Genomic DNA, 19,198 nt, shown 5'->3' with positions numbered 1-19,198 from the left:
AGAACCTTCAGCGCTGCACGCGCGCCGGATCGAGGTCCCAGTAGGGCGGCTCTCCGAAGCGCTCGCTCAGAAAGTCGATGAACGCGAGCGTTTTCGGGGGCACGAACGCGCGGCTCGGATACACGGCCCAGATCGCCACGGTCTGCGCGAGCGGGTAATCGTCGAGCACGGTGACGAGTTCGCCGCTCGCCAGCAGCGGCGCGACGCTCCACGTCGATTTCAGCCCGATGCCGATGCCCGCCGCGAGCGCATCGCGGATCACTTCGCCATTGTCCGTGACGAGCCGCCCCGACACGCGCACCTCGATCACGCCAGTCGGCGTCACGAAACTCCAGTCGCGCTGATCGGCGAGGATCACGCATTCGTGCTCGACGAGATCGGCGGGATGTCGCGGCGTGCCGTGCGCGGCGAGATACTCAGGCGACGCGCACAGCACACGCCGGTTGCTCGCGAGTTTCCGGGCGATGAGCGTCGAATCCTTCAGCGCGCCGATGCGGATCGCGAGGTCGATGCCTTCATCGACGAGATCGACGATCTGATCGGTCATGCGCAATTCCACGCTCACGCCGGGATACGCGCGCAAAAACGCGGGAATCAGCGGTGAAATGTGCTGGCGGCCGAGTGACGAGGGCATTGTCACGCGCAGGCGGCCATGCGGATGTTCGCGCGCACGCCCGACCGACGCACGCGCGGCGTCGGCGGCATCGAGCAGTTCGCGCGCATGCGCCGCGAAAATCTCGCCTTCCTGCGTGACCGAGACGCGCCGCGTCGTGCGATGCAGAAGCCGCGTGCCGAGCATGCGCTCCAGCGCCGCGATGCGCGCGCTCGCCACCGCCGGCGACAAGCCGAACTCGCGCGCCGCCGACGACAGATTCGCCAGCGCCGCCGCGCGCATGAACAGTCCGACATCGAGCAGATCGAGCCGCTCGCGCGGTGCGCTTTCCGCCGAAAGATCGCTCGCCATTCGATGGATTTCCCGAAAAATGTTTCAGCGATTATGACTGTTTTCGAGATGCCGGACGCGCATTAAGATCGAAGCAAATCCACCTTCGACGGAGCAGAAACATGAAAGCCATTGGTCTGACGCGCTACCTACCGATTTCCCATCCCGAATCGCTCATCGACATCGAACTCGACAAACCCGCGCCCACCGGCCGCGACCTGCTCGTGAAAATCGAGGCGATCGCCGTCAATCCCGTCGATACGAAAGTGCGCGCGCCGAAGGACAAGATCGAGGAAACCCCGCGCGTGCTCGGCTGGGACGCGGCGGGCGTGGTGGCTGCCGTCGGGCCCGAGGCGTCGCTCTTCAAGGTCGGCGATCCGGTCTTCTACGCGGGCGACATCACGCGGCAAGGCGCGAACAGCGAGTTCCATCTGATCGACGAGCGCATCGTCGGCGCGAAGCCGAAAACGCTCGATTTCACCTGCGCGGCGGCGCTGCCGCTCACCACCATCACCGCGTGGGAAGCGTTATTCGACCGGCTGCGCGTGTCGGCGGAAGGCAAGGACGCGGGCAAGTCGGTGCTGATCATCGGCGGGGCGGGCGGCGTGGGTTCCATCGGCATTCAACTCGCCAAGCGCGTCGCGAAGCTCCAGGTGATCGCCACGGCGTCGCGGCCGGAATCGGCGCAATGGGCCGAGGACCTCGGCGCGGATCACATCGTCAATCACTTCGAAGACATTCCGAAGCAGATGAAGGACATCGGCTTTGCGCAGGTCGATTACGTGCTGATCTTCAACGACACCGACCGGCATTTCCCCGCCGCCGCCGAAGTCGTCAAGCCGCAAGGCGGCATCGCGACGATCGTCGAGAATGCGAAGCCGATCGCGGTCGAATTGCTGAAATCGAAGAGCGCTGCGTTTCACTGGGAGTTCATGTTCACGCGCGCGATGTTCAAGACGCCCGACATGATCGAGCAGCACAAGCTGCTTTCCGAAGTGGCGCGGCTGATCGACGCAGGCACGATCCGCACGACGCTCGGCAAGAATCTAGGCAAGATCGATGCGGCGAATCTGCGCGAGGCGCATCGCCTGCTGGAAGAAGGGCGCACGGTCGGCAAGCTGGTGCTGACCGGCTTCTGATCGCGCGTTGACGAACGTCATCGGGATCGCGCCGCACGCGGGTTTTCCACTAGGATGACCCGGCATGCGGAGCGCTAGACTGGATCGGCCCTGCAGTACGCTGGCGCTTCGCCGCGCCGGCCTTTCCTAAAAGCGCTCGATACGGAGGTGGCGGCATGAATCGTCGTTTGATCGTTCGTCGCATCGTTTCCGTCGCCGCGCTCGCGATGTTCGCCGCGACCGCCCAGGCGACGCCAGGCATCAAGGTTCTCTCCGAAGCGCCCAATGACGGCCCCATCAAGTACACGGTCAAGATGGCGTCGAAGAATTTCGGCAACGAGCAGGAGACCCGCACCATTCGCTCGGGCCAGACCGACGACTTCACCTGGCAGGGCACCGCCGCGAGCGGCGCGCAGCCGGTGCCGGATGGCTGTCCGCAGGCGGCGTCGGTGCCCAAGAGCGCGGACGGACAGGCGGTGCGGCAGGTGCAGATCCGCTTCGCGCCGATGGTCGGCGACAACGGATCGGCGAATGTCCAGATCAGCTTTCGCGCCTATGCGCCGAAGGGCACCAGCAAAGTGACTGTAGGCGGCAAGACGCTCCAGTGTCCGGTCGATAACCGCCTCAGTCAGATCGTCCGCTTCACGATGCCGACCGCGACCGGTTCGAAGAAAACCATCACGCTCGACGACGGTACACAACTGACCGTCACGGCGAGCCGAAAGTAAGTGTTGTCACATGCGCGCCGGTTTGCACCGGCGCGTTTTTTCTAAGTTTCGTTCGCAACTAACCGTCCTTTCTCTCGAACGCCTTTAAGGCGGCGGCGCGCCATGCCTCGTCAGTAAAGCTTACAGATGCGTGGCCATGCCTTGCCACGCATTCGCGCATGGCTTCAGGCGCGGCGCGCATCGCTACGCGCAATCATGCTTGGCACGCTTCGTGCGATTCCCTCCGATACCGCGCCGCAATCGCACGCGCGTCAACAACGCTTCGAAGGTGCCGCGATGCCGCACATGATCTGGAAAGGCGCGATCAGCTTCGGGCTGGTCCACGTGCCCGTGCAACTCTATCCGGCGACGCAGTCGGAGAAGGTCGGCTTCAACCTGCTCGACAAGCGCTCGATGGATCCGATCGGCTACAAGCAGATCAACAAGAGCACGGGAAAGGAAGTCACGCGCGAGAACATCGTGCGCGGCTTCGAGTACGAGAAGGGCAAGTACGTGGTGATGTCCGACGCCGAGATTCGCGCGGCCAATCCCGAATCGACGCAGACGGTCGACATTCTCGCTTTCGTCGAGGCGCCCGAAATCTCGTTCCTGTCGCTCGACACGCCTTACTACCTCGCACCGGATCGCAAGGGCGAGAAAGTCTATGCGCTCCTGCGCGACGCGCTGAAGGATACGGGCAAGGTCGGCATCGCGAGCGTCGTGTTGCACAACAAGCAGCATCTGGCGGCGCTGATTCCCGTCGGTCCCGCGCTCGCGCTCAACACCTTGCGCTGGGGCGACGAAGTTCGCGACTTCAGCGAATTCAAGTTTCCCGACGAGGACACGAAGAAGGCCGGCGTCACGCCGAAAGAACTGGGAATGGCGAAGCGTCTTATCGAAGACATGAGCGACAGTTGGGACCCCGCCAAGTATCACGACACCTTCCGGGACGACATCATGGCGCTCGTCGAGAAGAAGGTGAAGGATGGCAAGGTCGCCGAAGTGACGAAGATCGACGAAGGCGGCGAGCAGAAGCCGTCCGCCGAGATTCTCGATCTTTCGGAACTGCTCAAGCGCAGTCTGAAGACGGGCGGCACGGCGAAGCGCGCGGGCAAGGCCGCGCAGGCGAAGGACGACGACGAAGCACCCGCGCGTCCGGCACGCAAGACTGCCGCTCGCCGCAAGCGCGCATGAGCGTCTGACATAACGGCTAGACGACGATGGCTGAGAAACTCGCAACCTATCAGCGCAAACGCAGCTTCGACAAGACGCCGGAACCGTCCGGCGCTGCCGCGAAGCGCAGCGCGCGCGCGAAGAAATCGGCGAAGCGCGCGTTGTCGTTCGTGATCCAGGAACACGATGCGCGTCGTCTGCATTACGACTTCCGTCTCGAACTCGATGGCACGCTCAAGTCGTGGGCGGTGCCGAAAGGCCCGAGCCTCGATCCATCGGTGAAGCGGCTTGCGGTTCATGTCGAGGATCATCCGCTGGATTACGGTTCGTTCGAAGGCGAGATTCCCGAGGGCAACTACGGCGCGGGCAGCGTCATCGTGTGGGATCGCGGAACGTGGGCGCCGCAGTCGGGCAGCGTCGATGAAGCTGCACGCGAGTACGAGAAAGGCAAGCTCAAGTTCACGCTCGACGGCGAAAAGCTGCATGGCGGCTGGACGCTCGTGAAGAGCCACATGCGCGGCAGCGGCGACAAGGAGCAGTGGCTGCTCATCAAGGAACGCGACGACGCAGCGCGGCCCGAGACCGAATACGACATCCTCTTGAAGAAGCCCGGCAGCGTGCTGTCGACATCACTTGGCGCGCGCGACAAGAGCGGTGCCGTGCGCGGGCGGACCGAGCGCAAAGCCAGCGCGAAAAAAGCGCCGGCGCGCAAGACGGTCAGCACGAAAGGCAATGGACACGCGCATCCGGACATCGTTGCGAATCGGAGCGCCGAGTCGTTGCGCACCTTGTCGCACGAACCGGCGATCGAGGGCGCGCGCAAGGCGAAGCTGCCGGCGACGTTCGAGCCGCAGCTCGCGACGCTCGTCGATGCCGCCCCGCCCGGCGACGACTGGGCCTACGAAATCAAGTTCGACGGCTATCGCGTGCTGGTGCGTATCGAAACGATCAAGGGCAAGCGCGAGATTCGCATTCATACGCGCAACGGCAACGACTGGACCGCGAAGTTTTCGAAGCAGGTGAAGGCGCTGGAGCGGCTCGACATCGAAAGCGGCTGGCTCGACGGCGAAGCCGTGGTGCTCGACCATCGCGGTCTGCCCGATTTCCAGGCGCTGCAGAACGCCTTCGACGCGGGACGGCCGCAGGACATCGTCGTGTATTTCTTCGACGCGCCGTATCTGAACGGCTACGACCTGCGCCATGTGCCGCTCGTGCAGCGTCGCGCGATCCTGAAGGCGCTCATCGAACCCGTCGACGATCCGGTGCTGCGCTGTTCGCAGGACTTCGCCTTTCACGCCGAGGCGTTGCTCAAGAGCGCCTGCGACATGGCGCTGGAAGGGATCATCGGCAAGCGTATCGACAGTACCTATGTGTCGGGGCGCAGCAAGGCGTGGATCAAGCTCAAGTGCAGGCGCCGCCAGGAGTTCGTGATCGGCGGCTATTCGGAGCCGGCGGGCAGCCGCGCGCAATTTGGCGCGCTGCTGCTCGGCGTCTACGACGCGCACGGCAAGCTGCAATACGCGGGACGCGTGGGCAGCGGTTTCGACCATGCGACGCTCGTCGCGGTGAAGAAGGAACTCGACCGCCGCGAGACGCAACGCATGCCGTTTGCGAGCGAACCGCAGGAACGCAGCCGCACGCCCGTGCATTGGGTCAGGCCCGAGCTCGTGGCCGAGTGCAATTTCGCGGAATGGACCAAGGAGCGCATCGTGCGACAAGCCTCGTTCGTCAGTCTGCGCGACGATAAACCCGCGCGTCAGATCGTGAAGGAAGTGCCGGCATCGGCGAAGAAGGTGGCGTCGAAGACCACGGCGAAGAAGGCGGCTGTGAAGAGCAAAGCCACTTCGGCGGAAGTCGAAGGCGTGAAGATCAGTCATCCTGAGCGTGTGATCGACAAATCGTCGGGCTGTTCCAAACTCGATGTCGTCGAGTATTACGCGTCGGTCGCCGACTGGATGCTGCCGCATCTGAAGGACCGGCCTGTGTCGCTCGTGCGCGCGCCGGAAGATATCGGCGGCGAGCTGTTCTTTCAGAAGCACAGCGCGAAGCTCGCGATTCCGCACATCAAGCAGCATCCCGATATCGATCCGGGACATCCCGCGCTGCTGACGATCGAATCGGCGCAGGCGCTTGTCGGCACCGCGCAGATGGGCACGATCGAATTGCATACGTGGAACGCGGTGGCGTCGAACATCGAGAAGCCGGATCGCATGGTGTTCGATCTCGATCCGGGCGAGGGCGTCGGCTGGGAACGCATGCTCGAGGCCGCGAAGCTCACGAAGGAACTGCTCGCCGAACTGGGCCTTACATCATTCTGCAAGACGAGCGGCGGCAAGGGCTTTCATGTGGTCGTGCCGCTCGCGAAGCAGGCGAGCTGGGACGACATGAAGGACTTCTCGCAGGCGGTCGCGCAGCACATGGCGAGCACGCTGCCCAAGCTCTTCTCCGCGAAGATGGGCATGCAGAATCGCAAGGGCAAGATCTTCATCGACTATCTGCGCAACAACCGCGGGTCGAGCACGGTTGCGGCGTTTTCGCTGCGTGCGCGTCCGGGGCTCGGCGCATCGATGCCGATCTCGTGGGACGAACTCGGCGACGTGAAAAGCGGCGATCAATGGCATATCGGCAACGTGCGCGAGCGGCTCGACGCATTGAAGCGCGATCCGTGGACGGGCTATGACAAGGCGCGTCAACGGCTCACGGCGGCGATGAAGAAGCGGCTCGGCATGAACGGCTCGCGCAAGTGAGCCGTCACACAGGTCACGCAAGTCACACAGGGAGACGATCATGAAGCAGGCCAGCACCAGTCCGAAGAGCGCGCCCGAGCGCGCGGGAAAGCAGCGCGACGATGCCTCGAACGCGCCGCTGCCGCACGAGGCGGATCAGAACGTCGACTCGCAACGGGAACATGAAGCGCGCGATGTCGGCAAGCAGGCGCATGAGGATATCGAACGCGGTCTCGTCGACACGGACAAGCCGCTGCGAGGGTTTCCTCCGGGGCAAGGCGAAGGCGACGACGCTGAACCGGTGAAGCGATGAAGCGGTGAACCGAACGGTGAAAAGCCTCGGCAAATAGCAGTGCGCGGGCCGCTTGCGTAGAATGAGTCGTTAATTCATGAGCGGTCCGGGGATCAACGTTTGCCGCGTTTTTTCTACCGATGCACGCGCTGCACGATACGCGCGAACCGGTAAGCCCTTCCGATGCCCGCATCCTTTGCCCGCCTCGCGGCCCGAAGCCAATACAACGGAACATGCCACTCGACCTTCTGTCGCGTTTGAAGAATGAGACCGCCGCGTGCCATGCGCGGCTGGAGAATGCGCTCGACCTGATGCGCGACGATCTGCAGCGCGACGAGTACATCGCGCTGCTCGAACGCTTTCAAGGCTATGTCGCGCCCTGGGAAGACGCGGCGGGCGCATGCATGCCCGCATCGCTGAAAGACTTTTTCGATGCGCGCCGCAAGGCGCCGCTCCTCGCCGCCGATCTCGCCGCGCTGACGGGCAAACAGCGCACGGGCGATTGCGTACCGCGGGCCGATCCGCGCAACGACCTGCCGCACATGCATAACGTTGCAGAAGCGTTCGGGTCGATGTACGTGATGGAAGGCAGCACGCTCGGTGGCCGCTTCATCGCGCCGCACGTGGCGCAGCGTCTCGCTCTGACGCCCGGTATCGGCAATGCCTATTTCGATGGTTATGGCCCGCGCACGGGCAGCATGTGGAACGCGTTTCGCGAGATCGCGGCGGCATCGGTGCCGGCGCTTCATCACGACGATGCAGTGAAAGCAGCCATCGCGACGTTCGAAAGCCTGCACGCGTGGCTGTGTCCCGAAGCCGCCGATCTCGCACCATCGCAACCGGGGCAGGGAGCGGCTTCATGAGCGAATCCGCGAGCCAGCCACCCATCGGCGCGCGGGCATTGCACGAAGCATCGCAAGGTCCGCCCGATGCCGAAGCGCGCCGGCGCACGCTCAGTTCGGGCGTCGCGAGCAAGGACTGCGACGCCGAGCCGATCCACATTCCCGGCGGCATTCAGCCGCATGGCTTTCTGCTCGTGCTCGACGGTGAGTTGCGCATCGTGCAGGCGAGCGAAAACCTGGCTTCGCTGACCGGCGCGAGCGTCGAAGCATTGCTCGGCGCACCGCTCGATGCCGTGCTGGGCGAAGCGGGCGCGCAACGCATCGCGCAGGCGGCGGCCACCTCCGCGCTCGACGACGCGCCGCTCTACATCGGTGCGGTCGAGGTCGCGCCGGCAACGCGCTTCGACATCACGCTGCATCGTCACGACGGCATGCTGATCGTCGAGATGGAAGCCGCGGCGGCGACGGGCGACGCGTTCGCATCGATGTATCCGCTCGTGCGCACGTTCGCGCGCGGGCTTCAGGACGCGGCGAGCGTGCAGGCGCTCGCGGAACTCGCGGTGCGCGAAGTGCGCGCGATCACGGGCTTCGGCCGCGTGATGCTCTACAGCTTCGACGAAGAAGGGCGCAGTCATGTGCTCGCGGAAGACCGCGATGAAGGTTACGCGTCGTTCCTGCATCAGTTCTTTCCCGCGTCGGACATTCCGCGCCAGGCGCGCGCGCTGTATCTGAAGAACCGCATCCGTCTCGTCGCCGATGTGAACTACCGGCCCGCGCGCCTCGTGCCGAACGTGAACCCCGTCACGAACCGTCCGACCGATCTCACTTACGCGACGCTGCGCAGCTTCTCGCCCGTGCATCTGGAATACATGCGCAACATGGGCACGCATGCGTCGATGTCGGTGTCGATCGTCGTGCGCGGCAAGCTGTGGGGACTCGTGTCGTGCCACGATCACGACGCGCGCATCGTGCCGTTCAGCACGCGCGTGGCGGTCGAGCATCTCGGGCACATGCTGTCCTTGCAGATCGAGGCGAAGGAAGAGCGCGAGGAAGGCGAGTATCTGGCCGCGCTGCGCCGCACGATGGGACGCCTGATCTCCGCGATGGGCGAGCACGACAACTTCGTCGGCGGCTTGCAGTCGGTGCCGAAGGACGTGCTGAGCTTCGCGCGCTCGGCGGGCGCGGCGATCGTGTTCGACGATCAGATCACGCTGCTCGGCTCGACGCCCGACGAAGACACCGTGCGCGCGCTCACGCACTGGCTCGCGGATCACACCTCCGGCGTGTGGGCCACAGATTCGCTCGCGCGCGAATGGCCGCCCGCGCAGGCGCACCAGGACAAGGCTTGCGGCGTGCTCGCGCTGCCGGTCTCGCAGATCTTTCGAAACTACCTGCTCTGGTTCAGGCCCGAGCTGATGCAGACGATCAAATGGGCGGGCGAGCCGGTCAAGATCGAAGACGCCGATGGCGCGAGCGCGCCGCGCACGAACTTTTCGCCGTGGCTCGAAACGGTGCGCGGACATTCCGCGATGTGGCGTCAGGGCGAACTCGAAATCGCCAGCGAATTGCGCGGCGCGTTGCTCAACATCGTGTTGCGCCGTGCCGAAGAGCGCGCCGAACTCGCGACCGAACTCACGCGCGCGAACAAGGAGCTGGAGGCGTTCTCGTATTCGGTGTCGCACGATCTGCGCGCGCCGCTGCGCCATATCGCTGGGTATGGCGACCTGCTGCGCGAGCAGGAAGGCGAGCGCATGTCGGACAAGAGCCGGCGCTTTCTGAACAACATGCTGGATTCGGCGCGCTTCGCGGGCACGCTCGTCGACGATCTGCTGACCTTTTCGCAGATGGGCCGCGCGGCGCTCAGGCCCGCTCCGGTCGATCTCGGCCTGCTCGTGCGCGGCGTGGTGCAGGAGTTCGAGGCGGAAGGCTCGGAGCGGCACATCGACTGGGTGATCGGCGAACTGCCGCGCGTGACCGGCGACGCCACTTTCCTGCAACTCGCGCTGCGCAACCTCGTTTCGAATGCGGTGAAATATACGAGAACGCGGGAATCGGCGAAAATCGAGATATTCGCTACCCGAAGCGCCGATGAATACGTGATCGGCGTGCGCGACAACGGCGTCGGCTTCGACATGAAATATGGCGCGAAGCTGTTCGGCGTGTTTCAACGGCTGCATCGCGCGGAAGAGTTCGAAGGCACTGGCATCGGACTCGCCAACGTGCGGCGCATCGTCGAGCGTCATGATGGACGCACGTGGGCAGAAGGGCGGCTGGGAGAGGGCGCGGTATTCTATTTTTCCCTGCCGGTCGTTTTCCGCAGCGCCAGCGTCACGCCGGGGGCGTCAGTCACAAAGCCAAAAAAAGACCATGCTTAAACCGATATTGCTCGTCGAAGACAATCCAAACGACCTCGAACTCACGCTCGTCGCGCTCGGCAAGAGCCAGCTCGCGAACGAAGTGATCGTGGCGCGCGACGGTCAGGAAGCCATCGACTATCTCACTTGCGAAGGCGAATGGAAGGAGCGCGCCCCCGGCAATCCGGCGGTGATCCTGCTCGACCTGAAGCTGCCGAAGATCGACGGTCTCGAAGTGCTCGACATGATCCGCTCGAATGCGTCGTTGAAGAGCGTTCCGGTGGTCATGCTCACGTCATCGCGCGAAGAACAGGATCTCGTGCGCAGCTATGAACTCGGCGTCAATGCCTACGTGGTGAAGCCGGTGGAATTCGCGGAGTTCGTCGAGGCGATCAGCGATCTCGGCGTGTTCTGGGCCGTGCTCAACGAACCGCCGCCGGGCTCGACGCGTTTTCGCCGCCCGCCCGCGCAATGACCGCTGCGCTCATGTTCGCGAACTCGCCCAGTCCGATGCCCGCTCAAGCGTCCTTTGAAGAGGACGTCTAGATCATGCAGCCCCTGCATCTGCTTCTCGTCGAAGACAACGCACTCGATGCGGAGCTGACCATCGCCCAACTTGAGCGCGCGGATTACGCGGTCGATGCCGCGATCGTGTACGACGCCGCGACCTTCATCGCCGAGCTGGAGAAAAAGCGTTTCGACGTGATCCTCGCCGACTTCGTGATGCCCACGTTTTCGGGCATCGAGGCGCTCACGATCGCGAGCGAGCGCGCACCGGACACGCCGTTCATCTTCGTGTCGGGCCTGCTCGGCGAAGAGCATGCCGTCGACATGCTCAAGCGCGGCGCGACCGACTACGTGCTGAAGCAGCGTCTGCAACGCCTCCCCGCCGTCGTGCGTCGCGCGATGCGCGAGAGCGCGGAGCGCGCGCAACGCATCGCGGTCGAGCGGGCGTTGCGCGAGACGGAGACGCACTTCCGCCTGCTCATCGACGCGCTGAAGGACTACGCCGTCATCACGCTCGACCCGGAAGGACGCATCCGCACGTGGAACGCGGCGTCCGAGCGCATTCTCGGCTTTCCGGCGCAGGACGTGCTGGGTCAGTCCGCGAGCATTTTTTATGCGCAGGAAGACCGCGAAGCGGGCGTGTTCGAGGCCGAGCTCGCGACGGCGCGGCGCGAAGGCAGCGCGAGCGACGACCGCTGGCTCTGGCGCAAGGACGGCCATTCGTTCTTCGCGTCGGGCGTGACCACCGCGATCCGCAGCGAGCACGACGAGCTGATCGGCTTTTCGAAGATCGTGCGCGACGCGACCGATGCCCACATGGCCGCCGACGCGCTGCGCCTTGCCAAGGACCAGGCGGAATCGGCGAACCGCGCCAAGGACCATTTTCTGGCGGTGCTGTCGCATGAGTTGCGCACGCCGCTCACGCCCATTCTCGCGGCCGTGCGTTTGCTGGAGATGAAGCACTCGCTGCCGCGCGAGGCGCATCCGACACTTGATCTCATCCGCCGCAACGTCGAACTCGAAGCGCGGCTGATCGACGATCTGCTCGACCTCACGAGCATCGCGCGCGGCAAGCTGTCGCTCAATTTCGCGAGCGTCGCGCTCGATACCTTGCTGACGAGCGCACTCGACATGTCCGAGGCCGATCTGCGCGCGAAGGGCCTGACGCTCGACACGCGTTTCGACGCTGCGCAATTCGTCGTGCTCGGCGATGCCGCGCGCCTGCAGCAGATCGTCTGGAACCTGATGAAGAACGCGGTGAAGTTCACGCCGGCTGGCGGGCGCATCGACGTGCGGACGTGGAACCCGGACCCGATGACGATCGCGGTGTCGGTGACGGACAGCGGCATCGGCATCAGTGCGGAAGCGCTGCCGCGCATTTTCTCGGCGTTCGAGCAGGCCGACGATTCCATCACGCGCTCGTTCGGCGGCCTGGGCCTCGGCCTTGCGATCGCCAGCACGCTGGCGCAGAAACATGGCGGCACGCTCTCGGCGCATAGCGAGGGCCGCGATACGGGCGCGCGCTTCACGCTTACGCTGCCGCTCGCGAAACTGCAGCCCGCGCACGAGGATGAGCCGCTCGTCGAGGCTGCGCGCGCGGAGCAGGGATGCGCGCTGAGAGTGCTGCTGGTGGAGGACAACGAGCAGACTTCGTCGGCGATGGCCGAAGTGCTCGAAATGCTCGGCCACGAAGTGACGGTCGCCGTGACCGTCGGGGACGCGCTGGAGCGCGCGAAGGGCGGGCCGTTCGATCTGCTGGTGAGCGATATCGGCTTGCCGGATGGCAGCGGGCTGGACATCGCGCGGGCGTGGCAGACCTTGCAGCCCGACAAGCCTTCGGTGGCGATCACGGGCTATGGCATGGACGAGGACATCCGCCGTTGCCGCGAAGCGGGATTTCGCGACCATCTGACCAAGCCCGTGAATTTCTCGCGGCTCGAAGCGCTGATTCGATCGCTCGCGGAGCAGCCTTCGAAATAAGCTATCGCGCGAACCGGCGTGAAAAAATTTGACGTTGCGCGCGCGTATATGTCGATTGACGGCACGGCCGTTCGTTGTAGGGTAGAGAGCCGCGCCAGACCGGCGTGCCTCATTTTCTACACGGAGCCGATATGTCCACTTCCGCCGTCAAGCCGATTCCCGAAGGCATGCATACGCTGACCCCGCACCTCGTCTGCGCGGGCGCTGCCGATGCGATCGAGTTCTACAAACGCGCGTTCGGCGCCGTCGAGCTGGGCCGCCTGCCCGGACCGGACGGCAAGCTCATGCACGCGATGGTGAAGATCGGCGATTCGACGCTGATGCTCGTCGATGAATTTCCGCAATTTGGCTCGGTCGGTCCGAAGGAACTGAAGGGATCGCCGGTCACGATCCACCTGTATGTCGAAGATGTCGACGCCACCGTGAAGCAGGCCGAAAGCGCCGGCGCGAAAGTGACGATGCCCGTCGCCGACATGTTCTGGGGCGATCGATACGGGCGCCTGGAAGACCCGTTCGGCCATCAATGGTCGGTCGCGACGCACGTGCGCGACGTCGCGCCGGAAGAAATGAAGCAGGCGATGGGACAACAGCCGTGCGCATGACGCACGATTCCACGATTCCACGAACGGAGACCCGCACATGAACAAGATTTCCCCTTGTCTATGGTTCGCCGATGCCAACGCCGAGGAGGCTGTGAACTACTATGTCGGCATATTCAGGAGCGCGCGCATCACGGAGATCATGCGCCATACCGAATCGAGCCCCGGCCCGGTCGGCAGCGTGCTCGCCATTCTGTTCGAACTGGAAGGCGAAGCGTTCCTGGCGCTGAACGGCAACTCCGATTTCAAATTCTCGCCGGCGTTGTCGATGTTCATCAAATGCGAAACGCAGGAAGAAATCGACCATTACTGGGACAAGCTGCTGGACGGCGGCCAGTCGCTGGCGTGCGGCTGGCTCACGGACCGCTACGGCGTGACGTGGCAGATCGCGCCAAGGCGTCTGCTTGCGATGCTGCAGGACCCCGATCCGGCAAAGGCCGATCGCACGATGCACGCGATGCGGCAGATGATCAAGCTGGATATCGCGGAGCTGGACCGGGCTTACAACGGCGCGTGATGCGGACGCGCTAGGCGGCGCGCTTGCGGGGTTTGCGCTCCACGAGCTTCGCCGCCATGAACCGGTGATCGCGCGAAAAGAGCCGCCGATACGTCATCACGACGGCCCCGACCACGCCGAGCCCCGACGCCGCCGCGATCAGAAACATGATGACGATCTGATAGCGCACCGCCTGCAAGGGCGACTGCCCGGCGAGCACCTGGCCGGTCATCATGCCCGGCAGGCTGACGAGGCCGACCACGGCCATCTGGTTCAGGGTGGGAATCATGCCCGCGCGCACCGCCTGGCGCGCGGGTCCCTGCGCCGCTTCCCAGCGCGACGCGCCGAGCGCGAGCGACATCTCCACCGCCGCGCGCCCCGCGGTCAGTTCCTCCGTCATGCGCTCGATGCCGAGCGACACCCCCGTCAGCGTGTTGCCGAGGATCATGCCGAGAATCGGAATTGCATATTGCGGTTCGTACCACGGATGGATCCGGATCACGACGAACAGCCCGAACGCGCCGATCAGCCACGAACTGACCCAGATAGAGACGATGCTGTCCGCGCGCTGTCCCGCGTAGGTGCGCCGACCACGACCCGATGCCGCAAATCCGGCGATGACGGTCATCAACGCCATCAGCGGCAGTACGACATACCAGCGATCGAACGCGAACACCCAGCCGAGCACATAGCCGATCAAAAGCAGTTGCACGACGGTCCTGATCGCGGCGATCAGCAGCTTGCGTTCGAGCCCGAGATTGAGCGCGACCGACAGCGCGCCGTTCACGACGATCAGCGCCGCTGCCAGTCCGATGTCGACGAGACCGAGGTTCTGATAACCGTTCATCGCGTGTCCTCGCCGAGCACGCCGGCGTTCATCGTCAGATGACGCGTGGCGACGCGCGCCGCCTGCGCCGGATCGTGCGATACCCAGATACAGGCGCGTTCGGCATCGGCGTCGAACCATGCGCAGACGAGTGCTTCGATCGCGCGCGCCGAAGCCGGATCGAGCGATGCGGTCGGTTCATCGAGCAGCAATACATCGGGTGCGAGCTGCAGCACGCGCACGAGCGCAGCGATCTGCGCCTCGCCGCCCGAAAGATCGCTGGCGAGCTTGTCGAGGAAATCGGCGCCGCGTCCGGCGGCTTGCGCCAGTCGCGTCGCGGTGTCGCGATCGAAGTGTGCGTCGCAATAGGTCTTGAGCGTGAACGGATAGCGCAGATTGTCCTCGACGGTGCCGTCGAGCATCGCGGGCCGCTGCGCGATATACGCGACCCGCCGCCGATAAGCCGGTATCCGTGCCCGCGCGATGCGCTCGCCGCGCCACGTCACGTATCCGGCGTCGCTCGCATCGAGCAGGGCGAGCGTGCGCAGCAAGACGCTCTTGCCCGAGCCGGACGGCCCGGTGATCGACGCGCGCTGGCCCGCGTAGAGCGCGAAGTCCGTCGGCTGCAGAAGCGTCGTGGCGCGCACGGCGTCACGGCGCACGATGCCGTGCGCCGCGACCAGTTCGACCGGAGGCGTGTAAGTGGGCGATGTCGCGTCGGGCATCGTTTTCGTGGGGCAGGTTTTTATAGCGGACATCTTACGGACATTCGTCGTTCGGCGGGCACACTATGTGCTGCCGCTCACATAATCAGAAAAAACGGATGGAGCCGTCATGGTGCAGGCCCGCACGACCGGAAAAATCGGAAGGATCGTCGCATGGTTTTTTGCCGTTCTGGCGGTTCTGATCGCAATACTGGTGGTCATATTCCTGACCTTCGACTGGAACCGGCTGAGGCCGTGGGTGGATGACAAGGTATCGGAGGCGATCGGACGGCGCTTCGAAATTACCGGCGATCTGAAAGTCGGCTGGCATCGTCCGCCGAACGAGACGGGCTGGAAGCGCTGGGTCCCGTGGCCGCGCTTCTCCGCCGAAAAGATCACCATCGCGAATCCGGACTGGACGCGCGAAAAATTCTTCGCGACGCTCGATGAAATCGACTTCCAGGTAGCCGTGCTGCCGCTGCTCGCGCATGACATCGTGATCCCGACGATCAACCTCGTGAATCCGTCGGTCGACATCGAGCGGCTCAAGGACAACCGCAACAACTGGACTTTCAAGTTCAAGCAGTCGACCGAGCCGTCGACGTGGAATCTGAAGCTCGGCGACATCTCGCTCGCGAAAGGCACGATCAGCATTTCCGATCAGGTGACGAAGGCGGAGATGAAGGTTGTCGTCGATACGCTCGGCCAGCCCGTGCCGATCGGCGACGTGATGAAGCAACAAGAGGCGGCGTCGGCGAAATCATCGGCGGAGATGGTCGGCAAGAGCGGCGCGGCAAAGCTCAACAAACAGGCCGACGCGGCCGCGGCATCCGAAGCGTCGGCGGCATCGGCGGCGTCGGCTGCGGCGGCGGCGAATGCATCGGCGCCGAATCCGGCGAGCGTGTCGGCGAACGCCAGCATCACGACCAAGGAAGGGCCCAAGCCGCCCATTCCGCCGTACGCATTCGGCTGGACGGTGAAGGGCACGTACAACGGCGGCAAGGTCTCGGGCGACGGCAAGCTGGGCGGCGTGCTCGCCGTGCAGGACGCGAAGCGGCCGTTCCCCGTGCAGGCCGACGTGCGCCTCGGCGACACGCACATCGCGTTTGTCGGCACCGTGACCGATCCCGCGCATCTCGCCGCGCTCGATCTGCGGTTATGGATTCAGGCGGTCAGCATGGCGCATCTCTATCCGTTCACCGGCGTGACGCTGCCCGAAACGCCGCCGTTCGCGACCGAAGGGCGTCTCACTGGCCAGTTCCGCGAGGACGGCAACGTGTTCCACTACGAGAACTTCACGGGACGCGTGGGCGGCAGTGACATCAATGGTTCGCTCGTCTATGCGGGCAGGAAGCCGCGTCCGTTGCTCAAGGGCGAACTGGTGTCGCATCTGTTGCAGTTCAAGGATCTCGCGCCGATCATCGGCGCCGATTCGAACGCGAGCAAGGCCAAGCGCGGCGAGAAGGAGAAGCAGCCGTCATCGAAGGCGCTGCCCACCGAGGAGTTCAAGACCGATCGCTGGAAGTCCATCGACGCCGATGTGAAGTTCACCGGCCAGCGCATCATCAAGGACCCGGACCTGCCGATCACGGACCTGTATACGCACGTCCTGATGACCGACGGCGTGCTGTCGTTCGAGCCGCTCAAGTTCGGCGTGGCGGGCGGATCGATTGCAACCAACATTCATCTTGATGGCAGCGCGGCGCCGCTGAAAGGTCGCGTGTCGGCACAGGCGCGGCATCTCAAGCTGAAGCAGCTGTTCCCGACCGTGAAGACGATGCAATCGGCGCTCGGCGAGATCAACGGCGATGCCGCGCTTTCGGCGACGGGCAATTCGCCTGCGGCGCTAGCGGCGTCATCGAATGGTGAGGTGAAGGCGTTGATCACGGAAGGCACCGTGAGCCGGCTGTACATGGAGGCCGCGGGGTTGAACGTCGCGAATGTCGTGTACGAGAAGCTCTTTGGCAAGCGCGACGTGAACATCAACTGCGCGGCGGCGGACTTCGTCGTGACCGATGGCGTGCTCGATTCGCGCGTCTTCGCGCTCGATACCGACGACGCGGTCATCAACGTCGACGGCACCATCAACATGAAGACCGAGGATATGGACCTCGGCATCCATCCGCATACGAAGGGCTTCCGCGTGTTTTCGCTGCGCTCGCCGCTGTATGTGAAGGGCACGCTCAAGGATCCGAAGGTCGGCGTGAGCGTCGGGGCGCTCGCGGTACGCGGTGGCGCGATGGTCGGTCTGGGGCTCATCAATCCGTTCGCGGCGCTGATTCCGCTGATCGCGCCGAGCAACAACAAGCCGCTGCCTTGCCAGCAGATGCTCGCCGATATAGGCAAAGCGCCGAGCGCGCCGCCGGCGGGGCAGAAGGAAAAGGCGAAGGCGGCGCCGGCTTATATGTCGTCGGGTGCGGCGGCGGCCAAGGGCGCGGCGAAGAAGCCTGCCGCGCCCGCGCCGGCGAGTGCTTCGCAGTATCGGGGGAGTTGAGATACTTGTCCCCAGCAATTGGGGAGCACCCTGTTGAAAACGTGCCGGGAAGTTGGCTAAGTGCGTGACGTCAAAGGGAAAGTCGCGTGCGCTTCAAGACGCGCCATTGCTTGCATGACTTATCCCCAGTACAAGGGGATAGGGTTGTGGACAACCGCTTGGCGACTCACCTAGTTTCTTGAATTGGCTCAGAAAACCCGGCGTGATGCGGATCGCGCCGGGTTTTTTGTTCGCGCTCGGTGCGTTGAATGGGCGTCTTACACATCCACAGGCTCGTCTTCGCGTTGCCCGAATGAACGCAACGCCCTGTCAAATTTCGTGCTTCCTCTTTCGCAGTCGCGATATTTGTCGAAACTAAATAAGCATCACTGAATATTTTTGTTAACAAGCAGCGAAAAGGAAAAAGGGATGTCGAATATCTGGTTCAAGATGACTGATGTTACCGGTGAGTCAACCGACGCTGGTCATATCGGGGAAATAAATGTCATCAGTTGGAAGTGGCGTTTCTCCAAGACGCACCGAGATAAAAAAGGTAAGAATACGAGTGTCCGCAATTTAAGTTTTGGCCATCGCGTGGATCGTGCTTCCGTGAGTTTGCTGAATCATATGTTGGCGAATAAGGTTGCCGAGCACGCAACTCTTTCCATACGGAGCGCTACGGCGCAAGCTCTCCCAGCGGCGCTGGGAAAGATAGCGCCGCCGCCATTCGATTTTTCGAAGATTAACTTCAAGAACGTAATGTTTATGGAATTGGAGCCTTTCGGCTTTTCTGGAGGGCACTTCGAAGAAGTGATTGTGTCCTTTACGGAATTCAAGTGGGAGTATTCGCCGGAGAAAGATGGCCTTGCTGTGGGTACAGCCGTCGCTCAGCACAAACTTGGCCCTGATGTTGCATGAAAGCGCGTCGTTTTAACTTCGTGGCGTTTGCCTTTGCGGGCTTTTTGATCTACCTATTGACTCTATTCGGAGGTATGCATTGGCAATTTTATAACGCTTCAATGCTGGCGCAAGGTCGGATTGTTCACGTGTATTCTCCGCATAAGGCTCTCGCGGAATTCGTTGTGAACAACGGAGAGCGCGATGTCGCTTACTCGCTTTTTGTTAGTCGCCTTCAAGCCTTCGCACTCGGAGAAGCCGTCGAGGTTCGCTACGACCCGAAGGCACCGGACGTCAAGCCTGAATTGAATGACGTTCTCAATCTTTGGGGCCTCGAACTTATCTTAGGGGTGGTCGCTATTGCGGCGATGTATGCCGGCATCTCAGGTCGCTCAATTAAACGAATATGATTGAAATTAGAGACAGCAAGTGGAAATGCAAAACGGGAGCAGCATATGGTGCAAACGTTGGGCCGATGCTTTTTTCAGGGGGAGACGTTACATTCCGCGCCCCCGGAGGACAGCAATGGGCTTTTTCCTACCGTGGCTTAGGGAGCGGAGT

At 63.4% G+C, this 19,198-nt stretch carries 17 protein-coding genes; 14 read left to right on the top strand and 3 right to left on the bottom strand.

Annotated features, from left to right (window positions below; genetic code table 11):
- Positions 1 to 7: 7 nt before the first annotated feature.
- Positions 8 to 964 (bottom strand): LysR family transcriptional regulator, encoded by a 957-nt coding sequence (locus NK8_RS07900; RefSeq protein WP_213225981.1) that lies wholly within the window; start codon positions 962 to 964, stop codon positions 8 to 10.
- 101 nt (positions 965 to 1,065) lie between these two features.
- Here NK8_RS07900 and NK8_RS07895 point away from each other — a divergent pair, with 101 nt between their 5' ends.
- The 11 genes from NK8_RS07895 (at position 1,066) to NK8_RS07845 (ending at position 13,758) form a co-directional block, all read left to right on the top strand.
- Positions 1,066 to 2,082, top strand: coding sequence for a zinc-binding alcohol dehydrogenase family protein (locus NK8_RS07895; protein WP_213225980.1), 1,017 nt, complete (start codon positions 1,066 to 1,068; stop codon positions 2,080 to 2,082).
- A 155-nt stretch (positions 2,083 to 2,237) separates the two neighbouring features.
- On the top strand, positions 2,238 to 2,789 hold the full coding sequence (locus NK8_RS07890; protein ID WP_162065734.1) for a DUF6013 family protein: 552 nt from the start codon (positions 2,238 to 2,240) through the stop codon (positions 2,787 to 2,789).
- Between the two features lie 276 nt (positions 2,790 to 3,065).
- The gene (locus NK8_RS07885; protein ID WP_213228556.1) at positions 3,066 to 3,962 is read left to right on the top strand and encodes a Ku protein; all 897 of its coding nucleotides are present in this window, start codon (positions 3,066 to 3,068) and stop codon (positions 3,960 to 3,962) included.
- Between the two features lie 26 nt (positions 3,963 to 3,988).
- The gene (gene ligD, locus NK8_RS07880; RefSeq protein WP_213225979.1) at positions 3,989 to 6,688 is read left to right on the top strand and encodes a DNA ligase D; all 2,700 of its coding nucleotides are present in this window, start codon (positions 3,989 to 3,991) and stop codon (positions 6,686 to 6,688) included.
- A 40-nt stretch (positions 6,689 to 6,728) separates the two neighbouring features.
- A complete protein-coding gene (locus NK8_RS07875) occupies positions 6,729 to 6,980 on the top strand; it encodes a hypothetical protein (RefSeq protein ID WP_213225978.1) in 252 nt (83 codons plus the stop codon).
- 212 nt (positions 6,981 to 7,192) lie between these two features.
- Positions 7,193 to 7,822, top strand: a complete 630-nt coding sequence (locus NK8_RS07870) for a biliverdin-producing heme oxygenase (RefSeq protein WP_213225976.1) — start codon at positions 7,193 to 7,195, stop codon at positions 7,820 to 7,822.
- A complete protein-coding gene (locus NK8_RS07865) occupies positions 7,819 to 10,176 on the top strand; it encodes an ATP-binding protein (RefSeq protein ID WP_213225975.1) in 2,358 nt (785 codons plus the stop codon). Before NK8_RS07870 ends, NK8_RS07865 begins: the two co-directional genes overlap by 4 nt.
- Positions 10,169 to 10,630: a response regulator gene (locus NK8_RS07860; RefSeq protein WP_162065729.1), complete on the top strand. Its 462-nt coding sequence runs from the start codon at positions 10,169 to 10,171 to the stop codon at positions 10,628 to 10,630. Before NK8_RS07865 ends, NK8_RS07860 begins: the two co-directional genes overlap by 8 nt.
- Positions 10,631 to 10,704: 74 nt before the next feature.
- Positions 10,705 to 12,642, top strand: coding sequence for a response regulator (locus NK8_RS07855; protein WP_162065728.1), 1,938 nt, complete (start codon positions 10,705 to 10,707; stop codon positions 12,640 to 12,642).
- A 131-nt stretch (positions 12,643 to 12,773) separates the two neighbouring features.
- Complete coding sequence (locus NK8_RS07850) at positions 12,774 to 13,244, top strand: VOC family protein (protein WP_061179232.1); 471 nt, start codon at positions 12,774 to 12,776, stop codon at positions 13,242 to 13,244.
- A gap of 37 nt (positions 13,245 to 13,281) precedes the next feature.
- Positions 13,282 to 13,758: a VOC family protein gene (locus tag NK8_RS07845; RefSeq protein ID WP_162065727.1), complete on the top strand. Its 477-nt coding sequence runs from the start codon at positions 13,282 to 13,284 to the stop codon at positions 13,756 to 13,758.
- A 10-nt stretch (positions 13,759 to 13,768) separates the two neighbouring features.
- On the opposite strand, the gene fetB is transcribed toward NK8_RS07845, so the two are convergent.
- Positions 13,769 to 14,584, bottom strand: coding sequence for an iron export ABC transporter permease subunit FetB (fetB, locus tag NK8_RS07840; protein ID WP_213225973.1), 816 nt, complete (start codon positions 14,582 to 14,584; stop codon positions 13,769 to 13,771).
- Complete coding sequence (locus NK8_RS07835; RefSeq protein WP_213225971.1) at positions 14,581 to 15,288, bottom strand: ATP-binding cassette domain-containing protein; 708 nt, start codon at positions 15,286 to 15,288, stop codon at positions 14,581 to 14,583. Before NK8_RS07835 ends, fetB begins: the two co-directional genes overlap by 4 nt.
- 109 nt (positions 15,289 to 15,397) lie before the next feature.
- On the opposite strand from NK8_RS07835, the gene NK8_RS07830 reads away from it, so the two are divergent.
- The 3 genes from NK8_RS07830 to NK8_RS07820 all read left to right on the top strand — a co-directional run bounded on the left by NK8_RS07830 (position 15,398) and on the right by NK8_RS07820 (position 19,047).
- Positions 15,398 to 17,761, top strand: coding sequence for an AsmA family protein (locus NK8_RS07830; RefSeq protein WP_213225970.1), 2,364 nt, complete (start codon positions 15,398 to 15,400; stop codon positions 17,759 to 17,761).
- Between the two features lie 408 nt (positions 17,762 to 18,169).
- On the top strand, positions 18,170 to 18,658 hold the full coding sequence (locus NK8_RS07825; protein ID WP_213225969.1) for a type VI secretion system tube protein Hcp: 489 nt from the start codon (positions 18,170 to 18,172) through the stop codon (positions 18,656 to 18,658).
- Positions 18,655 to 19,047 carry a DUF3592 domain-containing protein gene (locus NK8_RS07820; protein ID WP_213225968.1) on the top strand — a complete coding sequence of 131 codons (393 nt, stop codon included), beginning with the start codon at positions 18,655 to 18,657 and terminating at the stop codon, positions 19,045 to 19,047. The genes NK8_RS07825 and NK8_RS07820 overlap by 4 nt, the downstream gene beginning before the upstream one ends.
- Positions 19,048 to 19,198: the final 151 nt, after the last annotated feature.

The organism is Caballeronia sp. NK8, from assembly GCF_018408855.1.
Lineage (GTDB): Bacteria > Pseudomonadota > Gammaproteobacteria > Burkholderiales > Burkholderiaceae > Caballeronia.
This window is presented reverse-complemented; position numbering and strand designations above follow the sequence as displayed.